General features: G+C 33.7%; 19 protein-coding genes. 15 read left to right on the forward strand and 4 right to left on the reverse strand.

What is annotated here, in order from left to right; all coding sequences use genetic code 11:
• From ACHZDT_RS14040 to dnaG, 3 genes are all read left to right on the forward strand, one after another.
• A partial coding sequence (locus tag ACHZDT_RS14040; RefSeq protein ID WP_394775252.1) for a hypothetical protein occupies positions 1-523 on the forward strand: 523 nt, incomplete at its 5' end.
• 98 nt (positions 524-621) lie between these two features.
• Positions 622-1650, forward strand: a complete 1029-nt coding sequence (locus ACHZDT_RS14045) for a hypothetical protein (RefSeq protein WP_394775253.1) — start codon at positions 622-624, stop codon at positions 1648-1650.
• Between the two features lie 114 nt (positions 1651-1764).
• Positions 1765-3816 carry a DNA primase gene (gene dnaG / locus ACHZDT_RS14050; protein ID WP_394775254.1) on the forward strand — a complete coding sequence of 684 codons (2052 nt, stop codon included), beginning with the start codon at positions 1765-1767 and terminating at the stop codon, positions 3814-3816.
• Here the strand turns inward: dnaG and ACHZDT_RS14055 are convergent.
• Both ACHZDT_RS14055 and nadE read right to left on the reverse strand, forming a co-directional pair.
• Positions 3813-4442, reverse strand: a complete 630-nt coding sequence (locus tag ACHZDT_RS14055) for a response regulator transcription factor (protein WP_026730588.1) — start codon at positions 4440-4442, stop codon at positions 3813-3815. The genes dnaG and ACHZDT_RS14055 overlap by 4 nt on opposite strands.
• A 93-nt stretch (positions 4443-4535) precedes the next feature.
• Entirely contained in the window at positions 4536-5342 is an 807-nt protein-coding gene (gene nadE, locus ACHZDT_RS14060) for an NAD(+) synthase (protein ID WP_394775255.1), read from the reverse strand.
• Positions 5343-5441: 99 nt separating this feature from the next.
• Here nadE and gldB point away from each other — a divergent pair, with 99 nt between their 5' ends.
• Both gldB and gldC read left to right on the forward strand, forming a co-directional pair.
• Positions 5442-6401 (forward strand): gliding motility lipoprotein GldB, encoded by a 960-nt coding sequence (gene gldB / locus ACHZDT_RS14065; RefSeq protein WP_394775256.1) that lies wholly within the window; start codon positions 5442-5444, stop codon positions 6399-6401.
• Positions 6401-6736, forward strand: coding sequence for a gliding motility protein GldC (gene gldC, locus ACHZDT_RS14070; protein WP_394775257.1), 336 nt, complete (start codon positions 6401-6403; stop codon positions 6734-6736). Before gldB ends, gldC begins: the two co-directional genes overlap by 1 nt.
• Positions 6737-7049: 313 nt before the next feature.
• Here gldC and yihA read toward each other — a convergent pair whose 3' ends face one another.
• Entirely contained in the window at positions 7050-7670 is a 621-nt protein-coding gene (gene yihA / locus ACHZDT_RS14075; protein ID WP_394775258.1) for a ribosome biogenesis GTP-binding protein YihA/YsxC, read from the reverse strand.
• Between the two features lie 42 nt (positions 7671-7712).
• The gene (locus ACHZDT_RS14080; protein WP_213305054.1) at positions 7713-8477 is read right to left on the reverse strand and encodes an alpha/beta fold hydrolase; all 765 of its coding nucleotides are present in this window, start codon (positions 8475-8477) and stop codon (positions 7713-7715) included.
• 378 nt (positions 8478-8855) lie between these two features.
• On the opposite strand from ACHZDT_RS14080, the gene ACHZDT_RS14085 reads away from it, so the two are divergent.
• From ACHZDT_RS14085 to ACHZDT_RS14130, 10 genes are all read left to right on the forward strand, one after another.
• On the forward strand, positions 8856-9329 hold the full coding sequence (locus ACHZDT_RS14085) for a division/cell wall cluster transcriptional repressor MraZ (protein ID WP_029273286.1): 474 nt from the start codon (positions 8856-8858) through the stop codon (positions 9327-9329).
• Positions 9304-10212: a 16S rRNA (cytosine(1402)-N(4))-methyltransferase RsmH gene (gene rsmH, locus ACHZDT_RS14090; RefSeq protein WP_394775259.1), complete on the forward strand. Its 909-nt coding sequence runs from the start codon at positions 9304-9306 to the stop codon at positions 10210-10212. Before ACHZDT_RS14085 ends, rsmH begins: the two co-directional genes overlap by 26 nt.
• A gap of 16 nt (positions 10213-10228) precedes the next feature.
• Positions 10229-10576 carry an FtsL-like putative cell division protein gene (locus ACHZDT_RS14095; RefSeq protein ID WP_394775260.1) on the forward strand — a complete coding sequence of 116 codons (348 nt, stop codon included), beginning with the start codon at positions 10229-10231 and terminating at the stop codon, positions 10574-10576.
• A complete protein-coding gene (locus ACHZDT_RS14100) occupies positions 10567-12579 on the forward strand; it encodes a penicillin-binding protein (protein ID WP_394775261.1) in 2013 nt (670 codons plus the stop codon). The genes ACHZDT_RS14095 and ACHZDT_RS14100 overlap by 10 nt, the downstream gene beginning before the upstream one ends.
• Positions 12576-14039 (forward strand): UDP-N-acetylmuramoyl-L-alanyl-D-glutamate--2,6-diaminopimelate ligase, encoded by a 1464-nt coding sequence (locus ACHZDT_RS14105; RefSeq protein WP_394775262.1) that lies wholly within the window; start codon positions 12576-12578, stop codon positions 14037-14039. The genes ACHZDT_RS14100 and ACHZDT_RS14105 overlap by 4 nt, the downstream gene beginning before the upstream one ends.
• A 93-nt stretch (positions 14040-14132) precedes the next feature.
• Positions 14133-15365, forward strand: a complete 1233-nt coding sequence (gene mraY / locus ACHZDT_RS14110; RefSeq protein WP_394775263.1) for a phospho-N-acetylmuramoyl-pentapeptide-transferase — start codon at positions 14133-14135, stop codon at positions 15363-15365.
• Between the two features lie 176 nt (positions 15366-15541).
• Positions 15542-16873: a UDP-N-acetylmuramoyl-L-alanine--D-glutamate ligase gene (murD, locus tag ACHZDT_RS14115; protein ID WP_394775264.1), complete on the forward strand. Its 1332-nt coding sequence runs from the start codon at positions 15542-15544 to the stop codon at positions 16871-16873.
• A 72-nt stretch (positions 16874-16945) separates the two neighbouring features.
• Positions 16946-18265 carry an FtsW/RodA/SpoVE family cell cycle protein gene (locus ACHZDT_RS14120; RefSeq protein WP_394775267.1) on the forward strand — a complete coding sequence of 440 codons (1320 nt, stop codon included), beginning with the start codon at positions 16946-16948 and terminating at the stop codon, positions 18263-18265.
• A gap of 30 nt (positions 18266-18295) precedes the next feature.
• Positions 18296-19381: an undecaprenyldiphospho-muramoylpentapeptide beta-N-acetylglucosaminyltransferase gene (gene murG, locus ACHZDT_RS14125; protein WP_394775265.1), complete on the forward strand. Its 1086-nt coding sequence runs from the start codon at positions 18296-18298 to the stop codon at positions 19379-19381.
• A gap of 154 nt (positions 19382-19535) precedes the next feature.
• Positions 19536-20294: Mur ligase domain-containing protein (locus ACHZDT_RS14130; protein WP_394775266.1), on the forward strand; the 759-nt coding region annotated here is incomplete at its 3' end.

The raw sequence follows: 20294 nt of genomic DNA on the forward strand, positions 1-20294 counted from the left end.
GAAGAAAAATCCAGTTGAAACACCACAAAAGACAGTTGTTGTAAAAGAGAATATAAAGGAAGATTCAGTTATAAAACCAACTTTAAACATTATAGATTCCAATAAAACTGAAGTTGCAATTTCAGAAAAAACTTCAACTCAAAAAACAATAAAAAAAGAAAAGAACCTTGCCGAAGTTTCGGGACAAAAATCAAATAAAACCATAAAAAATGAATCAAATCAAATAGCGGAGTCTTCAATCATCATCAAAAACAATCAGGAAAAACAATCAATTATTAAAACTTCAGTTGCTGAAACTCCTAAAAAAGAAACAGTAGATCAGCTACTGGAAACAGCCGAAAAAAGCGTTGTCGCTGAAAATTCGGTAAAACCAAAATCAAAAGTAAAAATCAATGCCAATGATTTACTCAATCAGGTCGATGGCGAATTAGAACTTTCGTTTAGAGAAAAAATGATTACAAAAGTCAATAAAAACTATCAATCAGTAAAAGTGGCGTTGGCGAATCGTAATAAGCAAGAGTAAAGAGTAAAGAGTATAGAAGAAAGAAGGTTAAACAATCAACAATTAACCATTAACAATCAATAATTAAAAATCATCAATCAATTTAAAATCAATCAATCATGAAAAATTTTACCATTTATCTCGTAATCCTGGTCTTTTTATTTGTTACTAAAGTTCTTGGGCAGGAAAGTTTTGAATCCAGAGCAAAGAAAATTGCCAATAAGATAGAGAATATTACCAAAGAAGAAAAAGCTGCTTTAAAAGAAGAAGTAGAAGCTGTAAACGTACAATTGTCTGAAGGGAAAATTACGCAGGAACAAGCAGACAAGCGCAAAAAAGAATTGGCAGAAGCCAGAGCGGTTATCATTGAAGAAAAAGTGACCTTGGCTCAAAATGAACTTAACGATCTGGTACAGCAAAAAGTTGACGGAAAAATCAAGGAACAGGATTCGTCACATATTTATGTAATTCGTTGGAATCCAAAAAGAGACAAAGATTCTATTCACGGAGAAAGAAGAACTACGTCACAATTTGTATTTGCAATGGGTTTAAACAATATGATGGCCGACGGAAAACTTCAGGATGCTAATTACAGTTTTATTGGTTCACATTTCTATGAGTGGGGTTTTACATATAATTCCAGATTAATGAAAAACGATAATTTATTACACGCTAAATACGGACTTTCATTAATGTACAATAATATTCGTGCAACAGATAACAGAAGTTTTGTTGTTAACGGTAATCAAACAGAACTGCAGACAAATGCTATAAATCTTGATGAATCTCGTTTTAGAAATGTTTATTTAGTATTGCCGTTACATTTAGAATTTGATTTCTCTAAACCTCAGATAAGTAACGAAAAAACATATTTTAGAACACATAAAAGTTTCCGTTTTGGAATTGGTGGATATGCAGGAATAAATGTAAAATCAAAACAAATTTTAAAATACGATCAGGACGATTTAGATTATAAAACGACAATAAAAGGAGATTATAATGTAAACAATTTTATTTACGGGCTGAGTTCTTATATTGGATATAAAGAAATGAGTTTGTATGTAAAATATGATTTGAATCCATTGTTTGAGAACAATTTAGTAAAAGAAAATAATATTTCGTTAGGGTTGCGTTTTGACTTAAATTAAGAATACAGTTAATTAGTTAGTGAAAGAAGTGTCTCGAATGAGGCACTTTTTTTATTGAAATCAAGATCGATTTGTGTACTTTTACAGACTTCAAATTTTAAAATATTTTACGTTTTGATTTCACAAAATACTGTTGATACTGTTTTTGAAACTGCTCGTGTAGAGGAGGTTATTGGTGATTTTGTCAATTTAAAACGCGCCGGAAGTAACTTCAAAGGATTAAGTCCGTTCTCAGATGAGCGCTCTCCTTCGTTCATGGTTTCACCGGCAAAAGGAATCTGGAAGGATTTTAGTACAGGAAAAGGCGGCAACTCTGTTAAATTCCTAATGGAACATTCACAGTTTACATATCCGGAAGCGATTCGGTATTTGGCAAGAAAATACAACATTGAAATTGAAGAAACCGAACAGACAGATGCTGAAAAAGCAATGACGGATGTTCGTGAAAGTATGTATTTAGTATCAGAATTTGCAAAAGAATATTTTCATAACACACTTTTAAATTCTGAGGAAGGAAAAGCAATTGGACTTTCTTATTTTAAAGAAAGAGGTTTTACAAACGAAACCATTAAAAAATTTAGTTTAGGATATTCGCCTGAAACCTGGGATGCACTTACTAAAGAAGCTCTTGGTAAAGGATATAAGCTAGAATTTCTTGAAAGCACCGGTTTGACAATTGCCAGAGAAGACCGCCCTTTTGACCGTTTTAAAGGTCGTGTAATGTTTCCTATTGAAAGTATGTCCGGACGTGTTTTAGGTTTTGGAGGACGTATTTTAACTAATGATAAAAAAGCGGCGAAATACTTAAACTCTCCGGAAAGTGATATTTACCATAAAAGTAAAGTGCTTTACGGAATTTTTCAGGCAAAACAATCCATAGCAAAACAAAATAATTGTTATCTGGTGGAAGGTTATACAGATGTGATTCAGTTCAATCAGGCAGGAATTGAGAACGTTGTGGCTTCATCCGGAACTGCTTTAACGCCAGATCAGATTCGTTTGGTAAACAGACTGACCAGAAATATAACCGTTCTTTTTGATGGAGATGCTGCAGGATTACGTGCTTCTGTTCGAGGAATTGATTTGATTCTTGAAGAAGGAATGAACGTTAGAGTTTGTGCTTTTCCTGATGGAGAAGATCCGGACAGTTTTGCACGAAAAAATTCTCATGATGAACTGGTTGCCTATTTAGAAGAAAACAGTAAAGATTTTATTCAGTTTAAAGCGTCGCTCTTAATGAAAGATGCTAAAAACGATCCTATAAAAAAAGCCGACTTAATCAGGGATATGGTTGCCAGTATTTCAAAAATACCAGATCGTATTCAGCGTGAAGTTTATATTCAGGAATGTGCCAGAATCATGGATATTTCTGAGCAGGTACTTACGAGTACTTTGGCACAATTAATTCAAAAAGATCTTGTTGAAGCTGGTAAAAAGCAAAAACAGGAACATAAACCTTTTGATGTTGTTAGAAACCAAAAATCAAAATATTCAGGAGGAGATCCGGAAGATCCAAGAAATGGACCTCCCGATGATTATCCGGGAGAATCTGGTTATGCAGCAGAGCCAACAGAAAAAGTAGATATTCTTTACCGTTTAGAACGAAAAGTAATTGAGATTCTATTGCTTTATGGAGATAAAACAGAAGAGTTTGAAGATGTGCTTTTGAAAAATAATGATGAAGGTGAGGTTGTAATGATTTCTGAAAAGAGACAATACAAAGTTTTCGAGCGAATTTATTTGAGTTTGCAGGAAGATGAGGTTGAACTTTCTAATAATTTGTTCAGGGATATTTATACAGACTTAATTGGGTTTTATAACCAAACTGAAAAGTTTAGTCTGGAGCAATATTTAATGCGGATACAACCTGATTTTGCTCAGGAAGTGACAGATATTCTGATGGAGGATGAAAAAGTATCACTTCACAACTGGGAAGGACAGAATATTTTTGCAAAAGATAAACAGGCCGGCATCAGTCAATATGTTTCTGAAACTATTATGTCTATGCGTTGGTTTTTGGTTGACAAAATCATCGAGGAATTAAAAAGCTCTATACAACCTGATAATTCAGATAATACAGAGCTTTTGTCTATGGTTGTCGATTACTCGAAACTTGTTAATTCATTCTCGAAAAAACTAGGAAGAGTAATGTCGAGATACCATTAAATAATTTCTAAAGTCTTCGCTTTATTAACTAAGTCAACTAAATTAGTAACATTTAATTTAGTCAATAATCTTAATTTGTAAGTACTGATCGTTTTCTCGTTCAGATTTAAGATTTTAGAGATTTCATTATTTTTCTTACCATCACTTAAGTAACGTAAAACTTCAATCTCGCGATTAGAAAGTTTTCTGTACAAACGTTCGCTTTTGCTTTGTTTAGCAATAAGCGCCATGTTTTTACGTACTGTTTCGTTGATGATGATTTTTCCTTCGTGTACTTTAATAATAGAAAGACCTAAAGTTTCAAGTTTTTCTGTTTTGTGCACATACCCGGAAACTCCTGCTTTAATAGCATTTGGAGCATACATTTGTTCAGCGAGGTCACTAAAAATTACAATTTTTGTCTTCGGGAAATTTTTCAGGATCGACTTGACCTCGAAGATGCTTGAAAGCCCCTCCAGCTCTAGATCGAGAATTAGGATATCGATCTCCTTCGTTTGAAGGATATCTCTAACCATTGAAAAATTGCCTACGTTGGCAACAATTGAAATTTGATCGTGGTCTTTGAAATAAGACTTAACGCCAAAGTGAGTCACAGGATGATTGTCTGCAAGACATACTTTAATCATAATTTTTACCTTTTTTAGAATTGTTCATGTTTTTGGAACTGTAAAATTAATAAATAAATTCTGTAATTAATTGCAGACAAATGTTAAAATCTTTTATTTTAACGTTTTTGGTATTAAACAGACCGGAATTGAGTCCATTTTATGCTTGTTACTGGTGTTTAAACGTTTATAAATTTCAAAGACAGATTTTTCTCTCCCATCAAAGTCAGATGCCGTATTTCCTGACTCCGCAGCTAACATCGCCCATTCAAGTTCGTCATAACTTGCCCCTAATTGGTCCTCATCTGTACGATTATCGCCAAATAATCCATCTGTAGGTGCAGCTGTTAAAATTGTTGTCGGAATTGCTAAAAATTCACCTAAAGCATACACATCTGACTTCATTAAGTCGGCAATTGGACTTAAATCGACTCCTCCATCTCCATACTTGGTGTAAAAACCTACGCCAAAATCTTCTACTTTATTCCCCGTCCCTGCAACTAATAAGCCGTGAATTCCGGCTAAATAATATAAAGACGTCATTCTGAGACGTGCACGAGTGTTTGCTAACGATAAATTAACTTTTGTTGAATCTTCAGATGTAGGAACTGCAATCTTAAAAGCTTCAAATGTATCCGTAAGGTCAGTTTGAACATCAGAAACGTTTGGGAAACGCTTTTTTAACTGGTCAATGTGTTCTCTTCCTCTTAAAACTTGATTTGGAGCCTGGTGAATTGGCATTTCAACACATAAAACCTTCAAACCTGTTTGAGCGCATAGGGTAGAAGTCACAGCAGAGTCAACTCCGCCGGAAATTCCAATAACAAAACCGTTTGCTTTTGCATTGTTAGCATAATTTTTTAGCCACTCTACAATGTGGATATTTACTTTTTCTGTCTGAATCGTACTTTTTTTAGCCATAATAGTTCAAGTTTTAAGATGTAGGGATGTATATTTGCAGAATTATTTTTAAGTATCTTTTTACTTAAAATCCAGCAACACAAATCTAATTAAAATAAAATGAAAATTTATTGCTTTGTAGTGGTTCTGTCTTTGTTTTTTTTGTCCTGTGAACAAAAAACTAAAGTAGAGAAAGAGGTTGAAGAAATCCCCGTTGATATTAAAGTAGAGCGTTTTGATAAAGTTTTTTTTGAAACTAAACCAGAAGATTTAGCGAGAGTAAAAAGACAATATCCTTTCTTTTTCCCGGCAGGAAATGACGATAATATTTGGTTAAAAAAAATGCAGGACCCGCTTTGGAAAGAGGTATATACTGAAGTGCAAAAAAAATACGCCAATTTTGAACCAGTTCGTCAGGAATTCAATAAATTGTTTCAGCACGTAAAGTATTATTTTCCCAAAACAAAAATTCCGAAAGTAATTACTGTAATTGGCGAAATGGATTATACTTCAAAAGCGATTTATGCTGATAGTCTGGTAATTGTTGCTTTAGAGTTGTATTTAGGAAAAGAACATAAGTTTTATCAGTTTCCTAATTATCTGAAACAGAATTTTGAGGAAAAACAAATTATGCCGGATGTGGTTTCCAGTTTTGCCTACCGAAATATTCCTGCATTTGCGGATAAAAACTTAATTTCTCAAATGATTTTTGAAGGAAAACAATTGTATGCAAAAGATTTGCTTTTACCTGAATATTCAGATGCAGATAAAATGGGTTACACACCGGAACAAATAAAATGGAGTCAGGAAAATGAAGCTTATATGTGGCGCTTTATTATCGAAAATGAATTGCTTTACAGCGATGATCCCAAATTAACAACCCGATTTATAGCGCCGGCTCCGTTTTCTAAATTTTATTTAGAAATAGATAACGATTCTCCGGGACGAATTGGCGCCTGGCTTGGATGGCAAATAGTTCGATCTTATATGAAGAATAATGCGAATGTAACATTGCCAGAATTATTAAAAATAAATGCAAAAGAAATTTTTGAACAATCAAAATATAAACCTAAGAAGTAATGTCAGATACAGTAAACTCAGAAATTAGATTCAATATAGAATTAGACGAAAACCGTGTTCCGGAAAAATTAACGTGGAGCGCAAAAGATGGCGGTGTTGAAGCTGAAGAAGCAAAAGCAATTATGTTGTCTATTTGGGACAGTAAAGTCAAAGAAACGATGCGTATTGATTTGTGGACAAAAGATATGCCGGTTGATGAAATGAAGATTTTCTTCCACCAGACTTTAGTTGCAATGGCGGATACTTTTAAACGCGCAACAGACGACGAAAAAATGTCGGATACAATGAAAGATTTCTGTGATTATTTTGCAGAAAAACTGGAGCTAACGAAATAAATCCCAATATTTTAAAATTCCAAATTCTAAAGGAAATAATAAATGAGGAATTCTAAATTAAAAAGTCAAGACTCCAATTTGTCATTTCGACGAAGGAGAAATCTCCGTGAGAAGCTCGATAAAGATTGGATTCTCGTTGCGGAATAACTTGCGGAGATTTCTCCTTCGTCGAAATGACAAAACAACTCAGAAGGAATAAATTCTAAGTAAAAAAAATCCCAAATTCCAATTAAAACTTGGAATTTGGGATTTTTTTCTTTTTCACATTCTGATAAACCTCAGAAATTGGAATTTGGAATTTTTTTATTGGAATTTAAAATTGCGAGTTGTTTTTAAAAACTTCTTGATTTACTTCATCAATATAACTCAAAACTTCATCTTTTCCAGTTTGTTCTGTAGCAGAAGTCACGAAATAATGTGGCATTTCTTCCCAGTTATTGGCAAACATTTGTTTTTTGTAAGCTGCAATATGTGAGTCGATTTTTGTTTTGCTAATCTTATCGGCTTTAGTAAAAATAATACAAAACGGAATCTCGCTTTCTCCCATATATGACATAAATTCAATGTCAATAGTTTGGGCTTCATGACGAATATCAATCAAAACAAAAGCACAAACTAGTTGTTCTCTGGTTTCAAAATAATCAGTGATGAATTGCTGAAAAACTGATTTTGTTTTTTTAGATACTTTTGCATAGCCATAACCGGGTAAATCGACCAAAAACCAATTGTTATTAATCTTAAAGTGATTAATTAATTGCGTTTTTCCAGGTCTTCCTGATGTTTTAGCTAAGTTTTTATGATTGGTAAGCATATTGATCAAAGAGGATTTCCCTACGTTTGATCTTCCGATAAAAGCATATTCCGGCAAAAATTCCTGTGGACATTTTGCAACTTCAGAATTACTGATAATAAATTCGGCGGTATTAATTTTCATGTTTTTTGTGTTTAAGACCTCCTAAAAGTCAAAAGTTAGATGCTATAAATTCGTTTTAACGAGCCATTCTTCAAGAATTTTGTTGAATTCTTCAGGATGTTCCATCATAGCAGCGTGTCCACATTTGTCTATCCAATACAAAGTTGAATTAGGCAATAATTTATCAAATTCTTCGGCGACATTCGGTGGAGTTACAGCGTCATTTTTACCCCAAATAATACAAGTTTCCACTGGCATCTTAGGTAAATCTTTAGCCATATTATGACGAATTGCGCTTTTAGCAATCGTTAAGGTTTTGATTAATTTGATACGATCGTTAACCGTTGCATAAACTTCATCAATAAGTTCCGGAGTAGCAATTGCGGGATCATAAAATACATCTTCAGCTTTCTTTCTGATGTATTCATAGTCACCTCTTTTTGGGTAACTGTCTCCCATAGCACTTTCATAAAGACCAGAACTTCCGGTAATTACAAGTCCTGCTACTTTTTCAGGATATAGTTTTGTGTGATAAAGTGCAATATGACCTCCAAGGGAATTACCTAACAAAATAACTTTGTCAAAGCCTTTAAAAGTGATAAAGTCTTTAACATATTTAGCGAAGCTTTTTACGTTGGTTTTTAAAATACTTTGGGTGTATATTGGCAAATCCGGGATAACAACTTTGTATCCTTTCGTTGGGAAATATTGTGCTACAGCATCAAAGTTACTAAGACCTCCCATTAAGCCATGTAAAATCACGATAGGAGTTCCTTCTCCAGCTTCATAATAGCTGTATTTGCCTTCTTTTTTGTAGTGTTTGTCCATTTAATTTAATGCCAATTTCAATTTGGACAAATATAGGGTTTAATAAATAAAAATGAATTTTTGCTACCATTTTTTAACTAGATAATTTTTGTCGAACTTCTAAGTATTTAAAAATCAGTATTTATGAGGTGTTTTGTAGTATTTGTTAAATGTTAAGAAAACTGCATAATAACTAATTTTTTAAGAATTATAGTGCATATTTTTTTTGATCCTGAAACAGAATTACAGCTCAGCTAATTATTATCTAAAGTATTGATTGTCTATAAATTAAGGCTGGCAGGGAGAAAGTGGTTAAACTTATCAACAAAGTGGTAGTTAGTGGTAAAATGTGGTAATATTTTTTATATTTTTGCTGTATAACATATTAAAGTATTTTTCTTGAACACAATTGTTGGAACATATGAGTGTAAAGTCGATGCTAAAGGAAGGCTAATGATGCCTGCGCCTTTAAAAAAGCAATTGGCTTCCTCCCTTCAAAACGGATTCGTTTTGAAGCGCTCTGTTTTTCAGCCGTGTTTAGAACTGTATCCAATGGAAGAGTGGGACTTGATGATGCAAAAAATCAACAAGCTGAATCGTTTTGTAAAAAAGAACAATGATTTCATCCGAAGATTTACTGCTGGTGTTAAAGTGGTAGAAATTGATGCATTAGGAAGATTATTGGTTCCAAAGGATTTGGTAGCTTTTTCAAGTATTTCTAAAGATGTGGTTTTTTCATCTGCGGTTAATATTGTGGAAATTTGGGATAAAGATTTATACGAAAAATCAATAAGCGGCGAAGATATGGATTTTGCAGATTTAGCCGAAGAAGTAATGGGAAATATTAATGACGACGACAATGGAATATCATAATCCGGTTTTGCTTCATCCTACAGTTGATGGTTTAAATATTAAACCTGATGGCATTTATGTAGATGTAACGTTTGGTGGCGGAGGCCATTCAAAAGAAATTTTGAAACGCTTAGGACCAAACGGAAAATTGTTTGCTTTTGATCAGGACGAAGATGCGCTTGCAAATGCATTACCAGATGAACGGTTTACCTTAATTAATGAAAACTTTAGATTTATAAAACGATTTTTACGTTTTCACGGAGTTAAAAGTGTAGACGGAATTTTAGCTGATTTAGGCGTTTCATCCCATCAGTTTGATGTTCCGGAACGAGGATTCTCTACTAGATTTGATGCCAATCTGGATATGCGGATGAGTCAGAAAAATGACTTAAATGCTTACCGGGTGGTTAATGAATATGAAGAACAGGATTTACGTCGTGTTTTTTTTGATTATGGGGAGTTGAAAAATGCACCGGTTATAGCAAGAACAATTGTTGAAGCCAGAGAGCATCAGCCAATAAAAACGACAGATGAATTGAAAGACGTTCTGGCAAAATTTTTACCGGAAAGAGTTCGAAATAAAGTATTGGCTCAGATTTATCAGGCGATTCGTATCGAAGTAAATCATGAAATGGATGCTTTGAAAGAATTTATAGAGCAATCTCTGGAAATTCTTAATCCAGGCGGAAGATTTTCTGTGATCTCGTATCATTCGTTAGAAGACAGATTAGTTAAACGATTTATTAAAAACGGAATGTTTGAGGGAGAACCAGAACGTGATTTTTTCGGAAATTTTTCTGTTCCGTATAAAACCATTGGAAAATTGATTGTTCCGGACGATGCAGAGATTAAAATCAACAATAGAGCAAGAAGTGCAAAATTAAGGATTGCCGAGAAGGTATAATATATATAGGTAGAAAATGAAAGGTGGAGTATTTGGCATATTAAAAGCAAGATTTCTTTTAAACGATGACGCGGTGAAAAACTGGCGATTCATTGTTTTTATAATTCTGCTTGCAATTTTGATGATTGCAAATACACAACGATACGAACAAAAGGTTTTTGAAATTGCAAAACTGAGTAATGAAGTAAAAGAATTGCGATCTGAATTTGTAGACCGACGTTCTGAGTTAATGAAATTGAAAATGGAATCAACGATATCAGATAAAATGTTTGAAAAACAAATTTATCCATCAACAGTTCCTCCGGTTAAAATAGAAGTTAAAAAAGAAGAAGAAAAAAATTTCTTTAAAAGAATATGGCAGTAGACGATAAAAATATATCCTACAGAATTTACCTCGTAGCAGTTTTCATCTTTGTGATGGCAATTGCTATTGTCGTTAAGTTGACCAATATTCAATGGGTTGAAGGAGACTATTATAGAAAACTGGCGAAACAGCGTACGGTTAGAAATTTTGTAATTCCGGCAAACAAAGGAAATATTTATTCGGCTGACGGAAGTTTATTGGCAACATCGATTCCTAATTATGAAATTCGTTTTGATGCTAAAGCGCCAAAAACAGAAACTTTTGAAAAATATGTAAAAGGATTATCGGATTCTTTATCAACAGTTTTAGATAAACCGGCAAGTTATTTCGAAAAAGAATTAAGAAAAGCAAGAGACAATAAAAACCGTTACTATTTGATTGCCCGCAATTTGAGTTATACAGAATATGTGAAAATAAAAGGATTTCCATTATTCAATTTAGGAGCTTTTAAAGGTGGAATTATCATTGAACAAGAAACGGTTAGAAAACATCCGATAGGCAAAATTGCCGAAAGAACAATTGGTTACGATCGTATTGATCCTGCAACAGGAGTTGAAGTAGGAAAAGGAATCGAATGGGCTTTTAAAAATTATCTGAATGGAAAAGACGGAAAGATTTTAAAACAGAAAATTGCAAAAGGACAATGGAAGCCTATTCGTGATTTAAATGAGGTAGATCCAATTGATGGTTATGATGTGATTTCGACGATAGATGTTTTTATTCAGGATATTGCGCATCACGCTTTGTTGAAACAGCTTGAAGAGTACGAAGCAGATCATGGTTGTGTGGTAGTGATGGAAACAGAAACAGGTCACGTAAAAGCGATTTCTAACTTAGGAAGAGCAGAAGACGGATCGTATTATGAAACCACAAATTATGCTGTAGCAGAATCTCATGAGCCGGGATCTACTTTTAAGTTAGTTGATTTAATGGCGATTTTAGATGATAAAGTGGCAGATACAAGTACGGTGTATGATAGTCATAACGGACAAGTAAAATATTATGGTCGTTCTGTTACTGATTCTCATAGAGCTGGTTACGGTAAAGTTACGTTAGCACGCGGTTTCGAACTTTCATCAAATACGGTAATGGTTCAGGCAGTTTATGATAATTACAAGAGTAATCCCTCAAAATTTGTAAATCACATTAATAGTTATGGATTAAATAAAACACTGGGATTACATTTTAAAGGAGAAGGAAGACCCTATATACCGCAACCGGGAGACAAACATTGGTCTGGAGTTTCATTGCCTTGGATGGCTTTTGGTTATGGAGTTTCGGTTACGCCAATGCAGACTTTAACACTTTACAATTCAATTGCTAATAATGGAGTAATGGTAAAACCTCAATTTGTTTCGGAAATTAAAGAATGGAACAAAACGATCAAGAAATTTGATGTAGAAGTGATTAATCCAAAAGTTTGTTCGCAAGAAACTATTAATAAAATAAGAGCAGTATTGCTTAATGTGGTTAAAAAAGGAACTGGTTCAAAATTGTATTCAAAAGATTTTTCGATGGCAGGAAAAACAGGAACAGCTCAGGTAAATTATGGTGGTAAAGAAGGAAAGTCAGCATTGTATTATGCTTCTTCTTTCGTAGGATATTTTCCGGCAGATCATCCAAAATATTCTTGTATTGTAGTGGTTCACAAACCAAATACATCAAAAAATAATTATTTCGGAGCAGATGTTGCGGGACCGGTTTTTAAAAGAATTGCCCAAAAAATATTTACAGATGCGCCATCAACAAATAAAATTAAAAAACTGGATTCAAGAGTGCCAAAACAGGATTCCAGTTATGATAAATATTATGTTGTTGAAGCCAATAAAAAATCAAATCAGGTTCCGGATTTAAAAGGAATGCCGGGAATGGACGCCATTGCTTTACTGGAAAATTTAGGTTTGAAAGTAAAAGTAAACGGAGTAGGAAAAGTGAAAAAACAGTCATTGCAAGCTGGACAAAATATTAGTAAAAACACAACAATAGTATTAGAATTATCGTGAAAGTACTGAAAGACATATTATATAAAGTAGCTATTGAATCTGTAACAGGTTCGACAGAAATTGATATACATAAAATTGATTTTGATTCAAGAAAAATTGAAGCAAATGATGTTTTTATAGCCATTCGCGGATCACTTTCTGATGGTCACGATTATATAGAAAAAGCGATTCAACTAGGTGTAATTGCGATTATTTGCGATACGTTGCCTGAAAATATTCAAAAAGGAATCACTTACATTAAAGTAAAGGATACCAATTCGGCTTTGGCTTTTATGGCAGCTAATTATTTTGGAAATCCTTCCGAAAAATTAAAATTAGTTGGCGTAACCGGTACAAACGGAAAAACAACAATTGCTTCATTATTGTTTCAGTTGTTTCAAAAAGCAGGTTTTAAAGTTGGTTTATTATCAACTGTAAAAATCATGGTTGATGAAACTGAATATAAAGCAACACATACAACACCGGATTCAATTACAATCAACCATTATTTAAATGAAATGATTGAAGCGGGTGTAACGCATTGTTTTATGGAAGTGAGTTCACACGGAATTCACCAAAAAAGAACAGAAGCTTTGCATTTTGTTGGCGGAGTTTTTACAAATCTGTCACACGATCATTTAGATTATCATCCAACTTTTGCAGAATACAGAGATGTTAAAAAGTCGTTTTTTGATTCATTGCCTAAAACAGCTTTCGCTTTATCAAACATTGATGATAAAAACGGACCTGTGATGTTGCAAAATACAGTGGCGAGAAAATTTACATATGCCTTAAAATCGTATGCTGATTTTAAAGCAACAATATTAGAAAGTCAATTATCAGGATTATTATTGAAGGTAAATGACAATGAAGTTTGGGTAAAACTAATTGGGACTTTCAACGCTTACAACGTTTTGGCGATTTACGGAACGGCTGTAGAATTAGGAATGGATAGTTTAGAGGCTTTACGCTTATTATCTGATTTAGAGAGTGTTTCAGGTCGTTTTCAATACATTGTTTCAACAGGAAATATTACTGCAATTGTAGATTACGCACATACGCCGGATGCATTGGATAATGTTCTAAAAACAATTGCTGATATCCGTACGAAAAACGAACAATTGATTACAGTTGTGGGTTGTGGCGGAAACAGAGATAAAACTAAAAGACCAATTATGGCAAAAATTGCTACAGATCTAAGTGATAAGGCAATTTTAACATCTGATAACCCAAGAAACGAAGATCCTGAAGTGATTTTAGATGAAATGGAAAAAGGAGTTGAAGCTCATAATTATAAAAAGATATTGAGAATTACAGATCGAAAACAAGCAATTAAAACCGCTTGTCAATTGGCTCAGCCAAATGATATTATTTTAATCGCCGGAAAAGGTCATGAAACGTATCAGGAAATAAACGGTGTTCGAAATCATTTTGATGATATGGAAACCGTAAAAGAAATTTTAGAACAACTGGGAAAATAAAAGTTTGAAAGGTGAATTGGTTATTCGTTTAACCGAATAATTATAAAATCAAAAAACTAACAAATAAACAATTAAACAAATAAACCAAGATATATGCTATACTATTTATTTGAATATTTAGACAAAACATTAGATATACCGGGAACAGGAGTGTTTCAGTATATCACCTTCAGATCGGCTTTGGCATTGATGTTATCATTGCTTTTGTCAACGATTTACGGAAAAAGAATTATCAACTTTTTGCGTAAACAACAAGTTGGTGAAACCGTTCGTGAGTTAGGTCTGGCTGGTCAAAATGAAAAAGCAGGAACGCCAACAATGGGTGGACTGATTATCATTTTTGCAACGCTTGTGCCGGTTTTGTTATTTGCTCGTTTGCATAATATTTATATTGTATTGCTTATTGTAACCACGCTTTGGATGGGAACAATTGGTTTTGTAGATGATTATATTAAAATATTCAAAAAAGACAAGCAAGGACTTAAAGGGATTTTTAAAGTTATTGGGCAAGTGGGTTTAGGAATTATAGTTGGTACGGTTCTTTATTTTAATCCTGCCGTAACCGTTAGAACAGATACGGGCAGAACAGATATTTTTAGAACATCAGCAAATACAACTGTGGTTTTGCCTGCGCCAATTGAGGAAAAATCTACGGCAACAACAATTCCCTTTGTAAAAAATAATGAATTTGATTATGCTGAATTATTAGCTTGGACTGGTGAAGGATATGAAAAATGGGCTTGGTTAATTTTTATTCCGGTTGTTATTTTTATCATCACAGCAGTTTCAAACGGAGCTAATTTAACAGATGGAATTGATGGTCTCGCCGCAGGAACTTCGGCAGTTTCCGTCCTCGCGCTTGGGATATTTACGTTTCTTTCCGGGAATATTATTTTTTCAAATTATTTAAATATCATGTACATCCCTAATTCGGGAGAAATGACCGTTTTTATATCCGCATTTGTGGGATCCCTAATTGGGTTTCTTTGGTACAATTCCTATCCCGCATCGGTTTTTATGGGCGATACAGGAAGTTTGACAATTGGAGGAATCATTGCAGTTTTAGCAATTGCAGTTCGTAAGGAATTATTGATTCCACTATTGTGTGGAATCTTTTTAGTAGAAAATTTCTCAGTGGTTTTACAGGTGAGTTATTTCAAATTCACTAAAAAACGTTATGGCGAAGGCCGAAGAATTTTTCTGATGTCGCCGTTGCACCATCATTATCAAAAGAAAGGATATCATGAAAGTAAAATTGTAACCCGTTTTTGGATTGTTGCGATCATGTTAGCCATATTATCAATCGTTACTTTAAAACTTAGATAATTTTTAAATTAAAAATTGAGAATTAAAAATTAAAAGTTCTTAGAAATGAAAGAAAATAGTTTCACGATAATACTAAAGAAAATAATAATAACCTTAAAAGGGAAAATGTAAAACAGTTAAAAGTCTAATGATTTAGATTTTTAATTTTTAATTCTCAATTTTTAATTATATAAAGTATGAGGTTAGTAGTATTAGGAGGAGGAGAAAGTGGTGTAGGTACCGCAATTCTCGGAAAGAAAAAAGGGTACGATGTTTTTGTATCTGATTTTGGAAAAATAAAAGAAAGCTATAAAGAAGTTCTTATCATTAATAAAATTGAATGGGAAGAAGAAAAACATACTGAAGACCTGATTTTGAACGCCGACGTGGTGATGAAAAGTCCCGGAATTCCTGACAAATCTCCCATCGTACAAAAACTTATTGCTGCCGGAATAAAAGTAATTTCAGAAATTGAATTCGCAATACCTTTTACCGAAGCGTTAACAATAGGGATTACTGGAAGTAACGGTAAAACAACGACAACAATGTTAACGCATCATTTACTAAAATCAGCAGGTTTAAATGTTGGTTTAGGCGGAAACATTGGAAAAAGTTTTGCCTGGCAGGTTGCCGAAAATAAATTTGATGCCTATGTGCTTGAATTAAGCAGTTTTCAGCTTGACGGAATTATAGATTACAGGCCGGATATTGCCATTATAACGAATATTAGTCCGGATCATTTAGACCGATACGAATATAAATATCAAAATTACATCGATTCAAAGTTTCGAATAACAATGAATCAAACCGAAAGCGATTATCTTATTTACGATGCAGATGATGAGACAATAGCAGAATGGTTTAAGAATAACACAACAAAAGCAAAATTAATTCCTTTTTCATTGTCTAAAACATTCGATGAAGGGGCTTCTATAAATAACAACAAAATGGAAATAAAGATCAACCAAGAAGAGTTTACAATGGAAACAGAATACATTGCGTTAGAAGGAAAACATAACATGAAAAACGCAATGGCAGCAAGCTCTGTAGCAAAATTGATGCAAATTAGAAATGCAACAATTCGCGAAAGTTTATCTAATTTTCAAGGTGTTGAACACCGTTTAGAAAAAGTATTGAAAATCCAGAATGTTCAATACATCAATGATTCAAAAGCAACAAATGTAAACGCTACTTTTTTTGCTTTGGATAGTATGAATGTTCCAACGGTTTGGATTGTTGGTGGAGTTGATAAAGGAAACGATTATAACGAATTGATGTCATTAGTTCGTGAAAAAGTAAAAGCAATTATTTGCCTTGGAGTTGATAATCATAAAATTATCAGTGCTTTTGGAAATGTTGTTGATATCATGGTTGAAGTGAATAATATGAGCGACGCTGTAAAAACAGCACAACGTTTAACTGAAAAAGGTGACGCCGTTTTATTGTCTCCAGCCTGCGCAAGTTTCGATTTATTCGAAAGCTACGAAGATCGTGGAAAACAATTTAAGCAAGCGGTTCATAATCTGTAAAAAAAATAGTTTCAAGTTTCACGTTATGTGGGAACCTGAAATTTGAAACAAGAAAAACCTGAAACTAAAAACATGAAGGAATTAGTTAATAAACTTAAAGGAGATAGAGTAATATGGTCATTCGTGGCTTTATTAGCGCTGTTTTCGTTTATGCCTGTTTTTAGTGCGAGTAGTAATTTGGCTTATATCGGTCATGGAACCGGAAATACATTAGGTTATTTGGTAAAACATCTGGCTCATATTTGTATTGGTTTCCTGATTATTTATTGGGTTCACAGAGTTCCGTATCATTATTTCAGAGCGATTTCAAAAATTGCTTTGCCTATAGTTTGGTTTCTGTTACTGTACACATTATTGAAAGGAACGGTGATTGCCGGAGCAAATGCAAGTCGTTGGATTCAGGTGCCTTTTATTGGTATTACGTTTCAGACTTCAACATTAGCGGCGAGTATATTATTTATTTATGTTGCACGTTATTTGTCCAAAACCAGAGAAGAAAATGAACCATTTCAAACGTCATTAATTCAGCTTTGGTTGCCGGTTTTTATAACATTGGCACTTATTTTGCCAGCTAACTTTTCGACTACCGCGTTGATATTTGCAATGGTAATAATGTTGACTTTTATAGGTAGATATCCATTAAAATATATTGGTTTTATTATAGGTTCAGGAATCGCAATGCTTGCGTTCTTTTTATTGGTTGCAAAGGCTTTTCCGGAATCAAGATTTTTTAGCAGGGTAGGAACTTGGGGAAGTCGTATTGAAAACTTTACCACAGACAAACCTGATGAAGATGATTATCAAATCGAGAAAGCAAAAATTGCAATTGCATCAGGAAGATTCGGCGGAGTTGGACCAGGAAAAAGCGTTCAGAAAAACTTTTTACCACAATCATCTTCAGATTTTATCTACGCGATTATTGTTGAGGAATATGGTTTAGTTGGCGGTGTTTCAATATTGATATTGTATTTATTGTTATTGTTCAGATTTGTAATTGCATCGCATAAAGCAACTACGTTATTTGGGAAGTTAGTCGTCGTCGGGCTTGGATTTCCAATGATATTTCAGGCGATGATCAATATGGCGGTTGCAGTAGAATTATTGCCGGTTACAGGACAAACGCTTCCGCTGATAAGTAGTGGAGGAAGTTCTATCTGGATGACTTGTTTTTCTCTTGGAATTATCATTAGCGTGACTAAAAAGGAAGAAGAAATCGCAGAAGAGCAAGAGGAAAAGGAAAGAAGAAAAGAAGCGCTTCAAAGATTAATCGATAAAGAATTAGCTGTAGAAGATGAAATTGAATATGAAAAGGCAGGAGTTTATGAAGAAGCAGAAATGTATTCAATTGAGGATAATTCGAGAAATCCGATGAATGCAGTTTTGAATAAATAAAGAGAGTAAAACAGAATAACTTTTAAAAATATGACAAATTATAAATTCATATTAAGTGGTGGCGGAACAGGAGGGCATATTTATCCTGCGATTGCGATTGCTAATGAATTAAAGTTGAAGTTTCCTGATGCTGAATTTCTTTTTGTGGGTGCCAAAGATAAAATGGAAATGCAAAAAGTGCCTCAGGCAGGTTATGAAATAAAAGGACTTTGGATTGCAGGTTTACAAAGAAAATTGACTTTGCAAAACTTGATGTTTCCTCTAAAACTGGCAACAAGTTTGCTGGAATCAAGAAGAATCATCAGACAATTTAAACCAAATGTTGTGATAGGAACAGGCGGTTTTGCAAGCGGACCTTTATTACAAGCGGCAGGTTTAGCAGGAATTCCAACCGTGATTCAGGAGCAAAATTCGTTTCCGGGAATTACAAACAAGTTGTTGAGCAAGAAAGCAAATGCAATTTGTGTGGCGTATGAAAATCTGGAAAGATTTTTTCCTAAAAATAAAATGGTTTTAACCGGAAATCCGGTTCGTCAGGATTTAATTGATATTGAAAGTAAACGTGATGAAGCAATCGTTTTTTATGGTTTAGATCCTAACAAAAAAACGCTGTTAGTTCTGGGAGGAAGTTTAGGCGCAAGAAGAGTCAATCAGTTAATTGAAAAAGAGTTACACAATATACTTTCTCAGGATGTTCAGATAATTTGGCAATGCGGGAAATTATATTTTGAAGATTATAAAAAACACAATCAGCAAAACGTAAGAGTTGTTGATTTTATTGAAAGAATGGATTTTGTTTATGCTGCGGCAGATGTGATTATTTCACGTGCAGGCGCATCCTCAGTATCTGAATTGTGTATTGTTGGGAAACCAGTAATTTTTATTCCGTCGCCCAATGTCGCCGAAGATCATCAGACTAAAAATGCACAGGCAATAGTAGATGCAAAAGGAGCTATTTTATTGAAAGAATTAGAATTAGACAGTCAGTTTAGTATTGTATTTGAAGCTTTATTAAAAGATCAGGGAAAACAAAAACAATTAAGCGACAATATCAAAAAACTGGCGATGCCAAATGCGACAAAAGCGATTGTAGAACAAATAGAAAAGTTGTTATAATGTAATTTTTTATAAAAATTATACAACGATTTATATAGAGCAGAACGTTATTTTTAGGCGTTTTGAGTTATTAAGATAAGAAAATACAAAGACCTAATTACTAGTTTTTTACAAAAAGAAACTGTTTGTAAATAGCTCAAAATCAAAAATTAAAATGAATTTAAATCAAATACAAAACGTTTATTTTATTGGCATTGGAGGCATCGGAATGAGTGCTCTGGCCCGCTATTTTAAAAATATCGGGAAACAGGTTTCAGGTTACGATAAAACGCCGTCAATGCTAACAAGTGAATTAATCGAAAGCGGTATTGATATTCATTTTGAAGATAATATTAGTTTGATTCCGTCTGATTATTATTCTGAAAATACATTGGTAATTATAACTCCTGCAGTACCAAAAACACATTCAGAGTGGAATTACTTTTTAGAAAGAGAATATCAGCTTAAAAAACGTGCAGAAGTTTTAGGAATTATTACCAAAGACACTTTTTGTTTTGCTGTTGCCGGAACGCACGGTAAAACTACAACTTCAAGTATTTTAGGACATATTTTATTTGAAAGCGGAGCTGATGTTACAGCTTTCGTGGGAGGAATTGTGGAGAATTATAATTCTAATTTAATTGGAAGCGGAAAAACCGTAACTGTTGTGGAAGCAGATGAATTTGATCGTTCGTTTTTGCATTTACACCCCAATATTGCCTGTATCACATCTATGGATGCGGACCATTTGGACATTTACGGAACAAGTGAGGCAATTGAAGCGTCGTTTGTAGAATTTGCGAATAAAGTAGAAGATAAAAACAAGCTGTTTATAACTAAAGAATTACCTCTGGAAGGAGTTCAATGTGCTATAAATGAAGATGCTGTATATAAGGCTTTCAATGTTCGTATAGAAAACGGAAGTTATATTTTT

Source organism: Flavobacterium sp. (genome assembly GCF_043722275.1).
GTDB lineage: Bacteria > Bacteroidota > Bacteroidia > Flavobacteriales > Flavobacteriaceae > Flavobacterium.

Excerpts from the sequence above, each read along its gene's own strand:
- yihA (WP_394775258.1), bottom strand. The coding sequence starts at position 7,670 with ATGAAAATTAATACCGCCGAATTTATTATCAGTAATTCTGAAGTTGCA.
- mraY (WP_394775263.1), top strand. The coding sequence starts at position 14,133 with ATGCTATACTATTTATTTGAATATTTAGACAAAACATTAGATATACCG.
- ACHZDT_RS14080 (WP_213305054.1), bottom strand. The coding sequence starts at position 8,477 with ATGGACAAACACTACAAAAAAGAAGGCAAATACAGCTATTATGAAGCT.
- ACHZDT_RS14120 (WP_394775267.1), top strand. The coding sequence starts at position 16,946 with ATGAAGGAATTAGTTAATAAACTTAAAGGAGATAGAGTAATATGGTCA.
- gldC (WP_394775257.1), top strand. The coding sequence starts at position 6,401 with ATGTCAGATACAGTAAACTCAGAAATTAGATTCAATATAGAATTAGAC.
- ACHZDT_RS14055 (WP_026730588.1), bottom strand. The coding sequence starts at position 4,442 with ATGATTAAAGTATGTCTTGCAGACAATCATCCTGTGACTCACTTTGGC.
- ACHZDT_RS14100 (WP_394775261.1), top strand. The coding sequence starts at position 10,567 with ATGGCAGTAGACGATAAAAATATATCCTACAGAATTTACCTCGTAGCA.
- murD (WP_394775264.1), top strand. The coding sequence starts at position 15,542 with ATGAGGTTAGTAGTATTAGGAGGAGGAGAAAGTGGTGTAGGTACCGCA.
- ACHZDT_RS14045 (WP_394775253.1), top strand. The coding sequence starts at position 622 with ATGAAAAATTTTACCATTTATCTCGTAATCCTGGTCTTTTTATTTGTT.
- murG (WP_394775265.1), top strand. The coding sequence starts at position 18,296 with ATGACAAATTATAAATTCATATTAAGTGGTGGCGGAACAGGAGGGCAT.
- ACHZDT_RS14095 (WP_394775260.1), top strand. The coding sequence starts at position 10,229 with ATGAAAGGTGGAGTATTTGGCATATTAAAAGCAAGATTTCTTTTAAAC.
- nadE (WP_394775255.1), bottom strand. The coding sequence starts at position 5,342 with ATGGCTAAAAAAAGTACGATTCAGACAGAAAAAGTAAATATCCACATT.
- gldB (WP_394775256.1), top strand. The coding sequence starts at position 5,442 with ATGAAAATTTATTGCTTTGTAGTGGTTCTGTCTTTGTTTTTTTTGTCC.
- rsmH (WP_394775259.1), top strand. The coding sequence starts at position 9,304 with ATGACGACGACAATGGAATATCATAATCCGGTTTTGCTTCATCCTACA.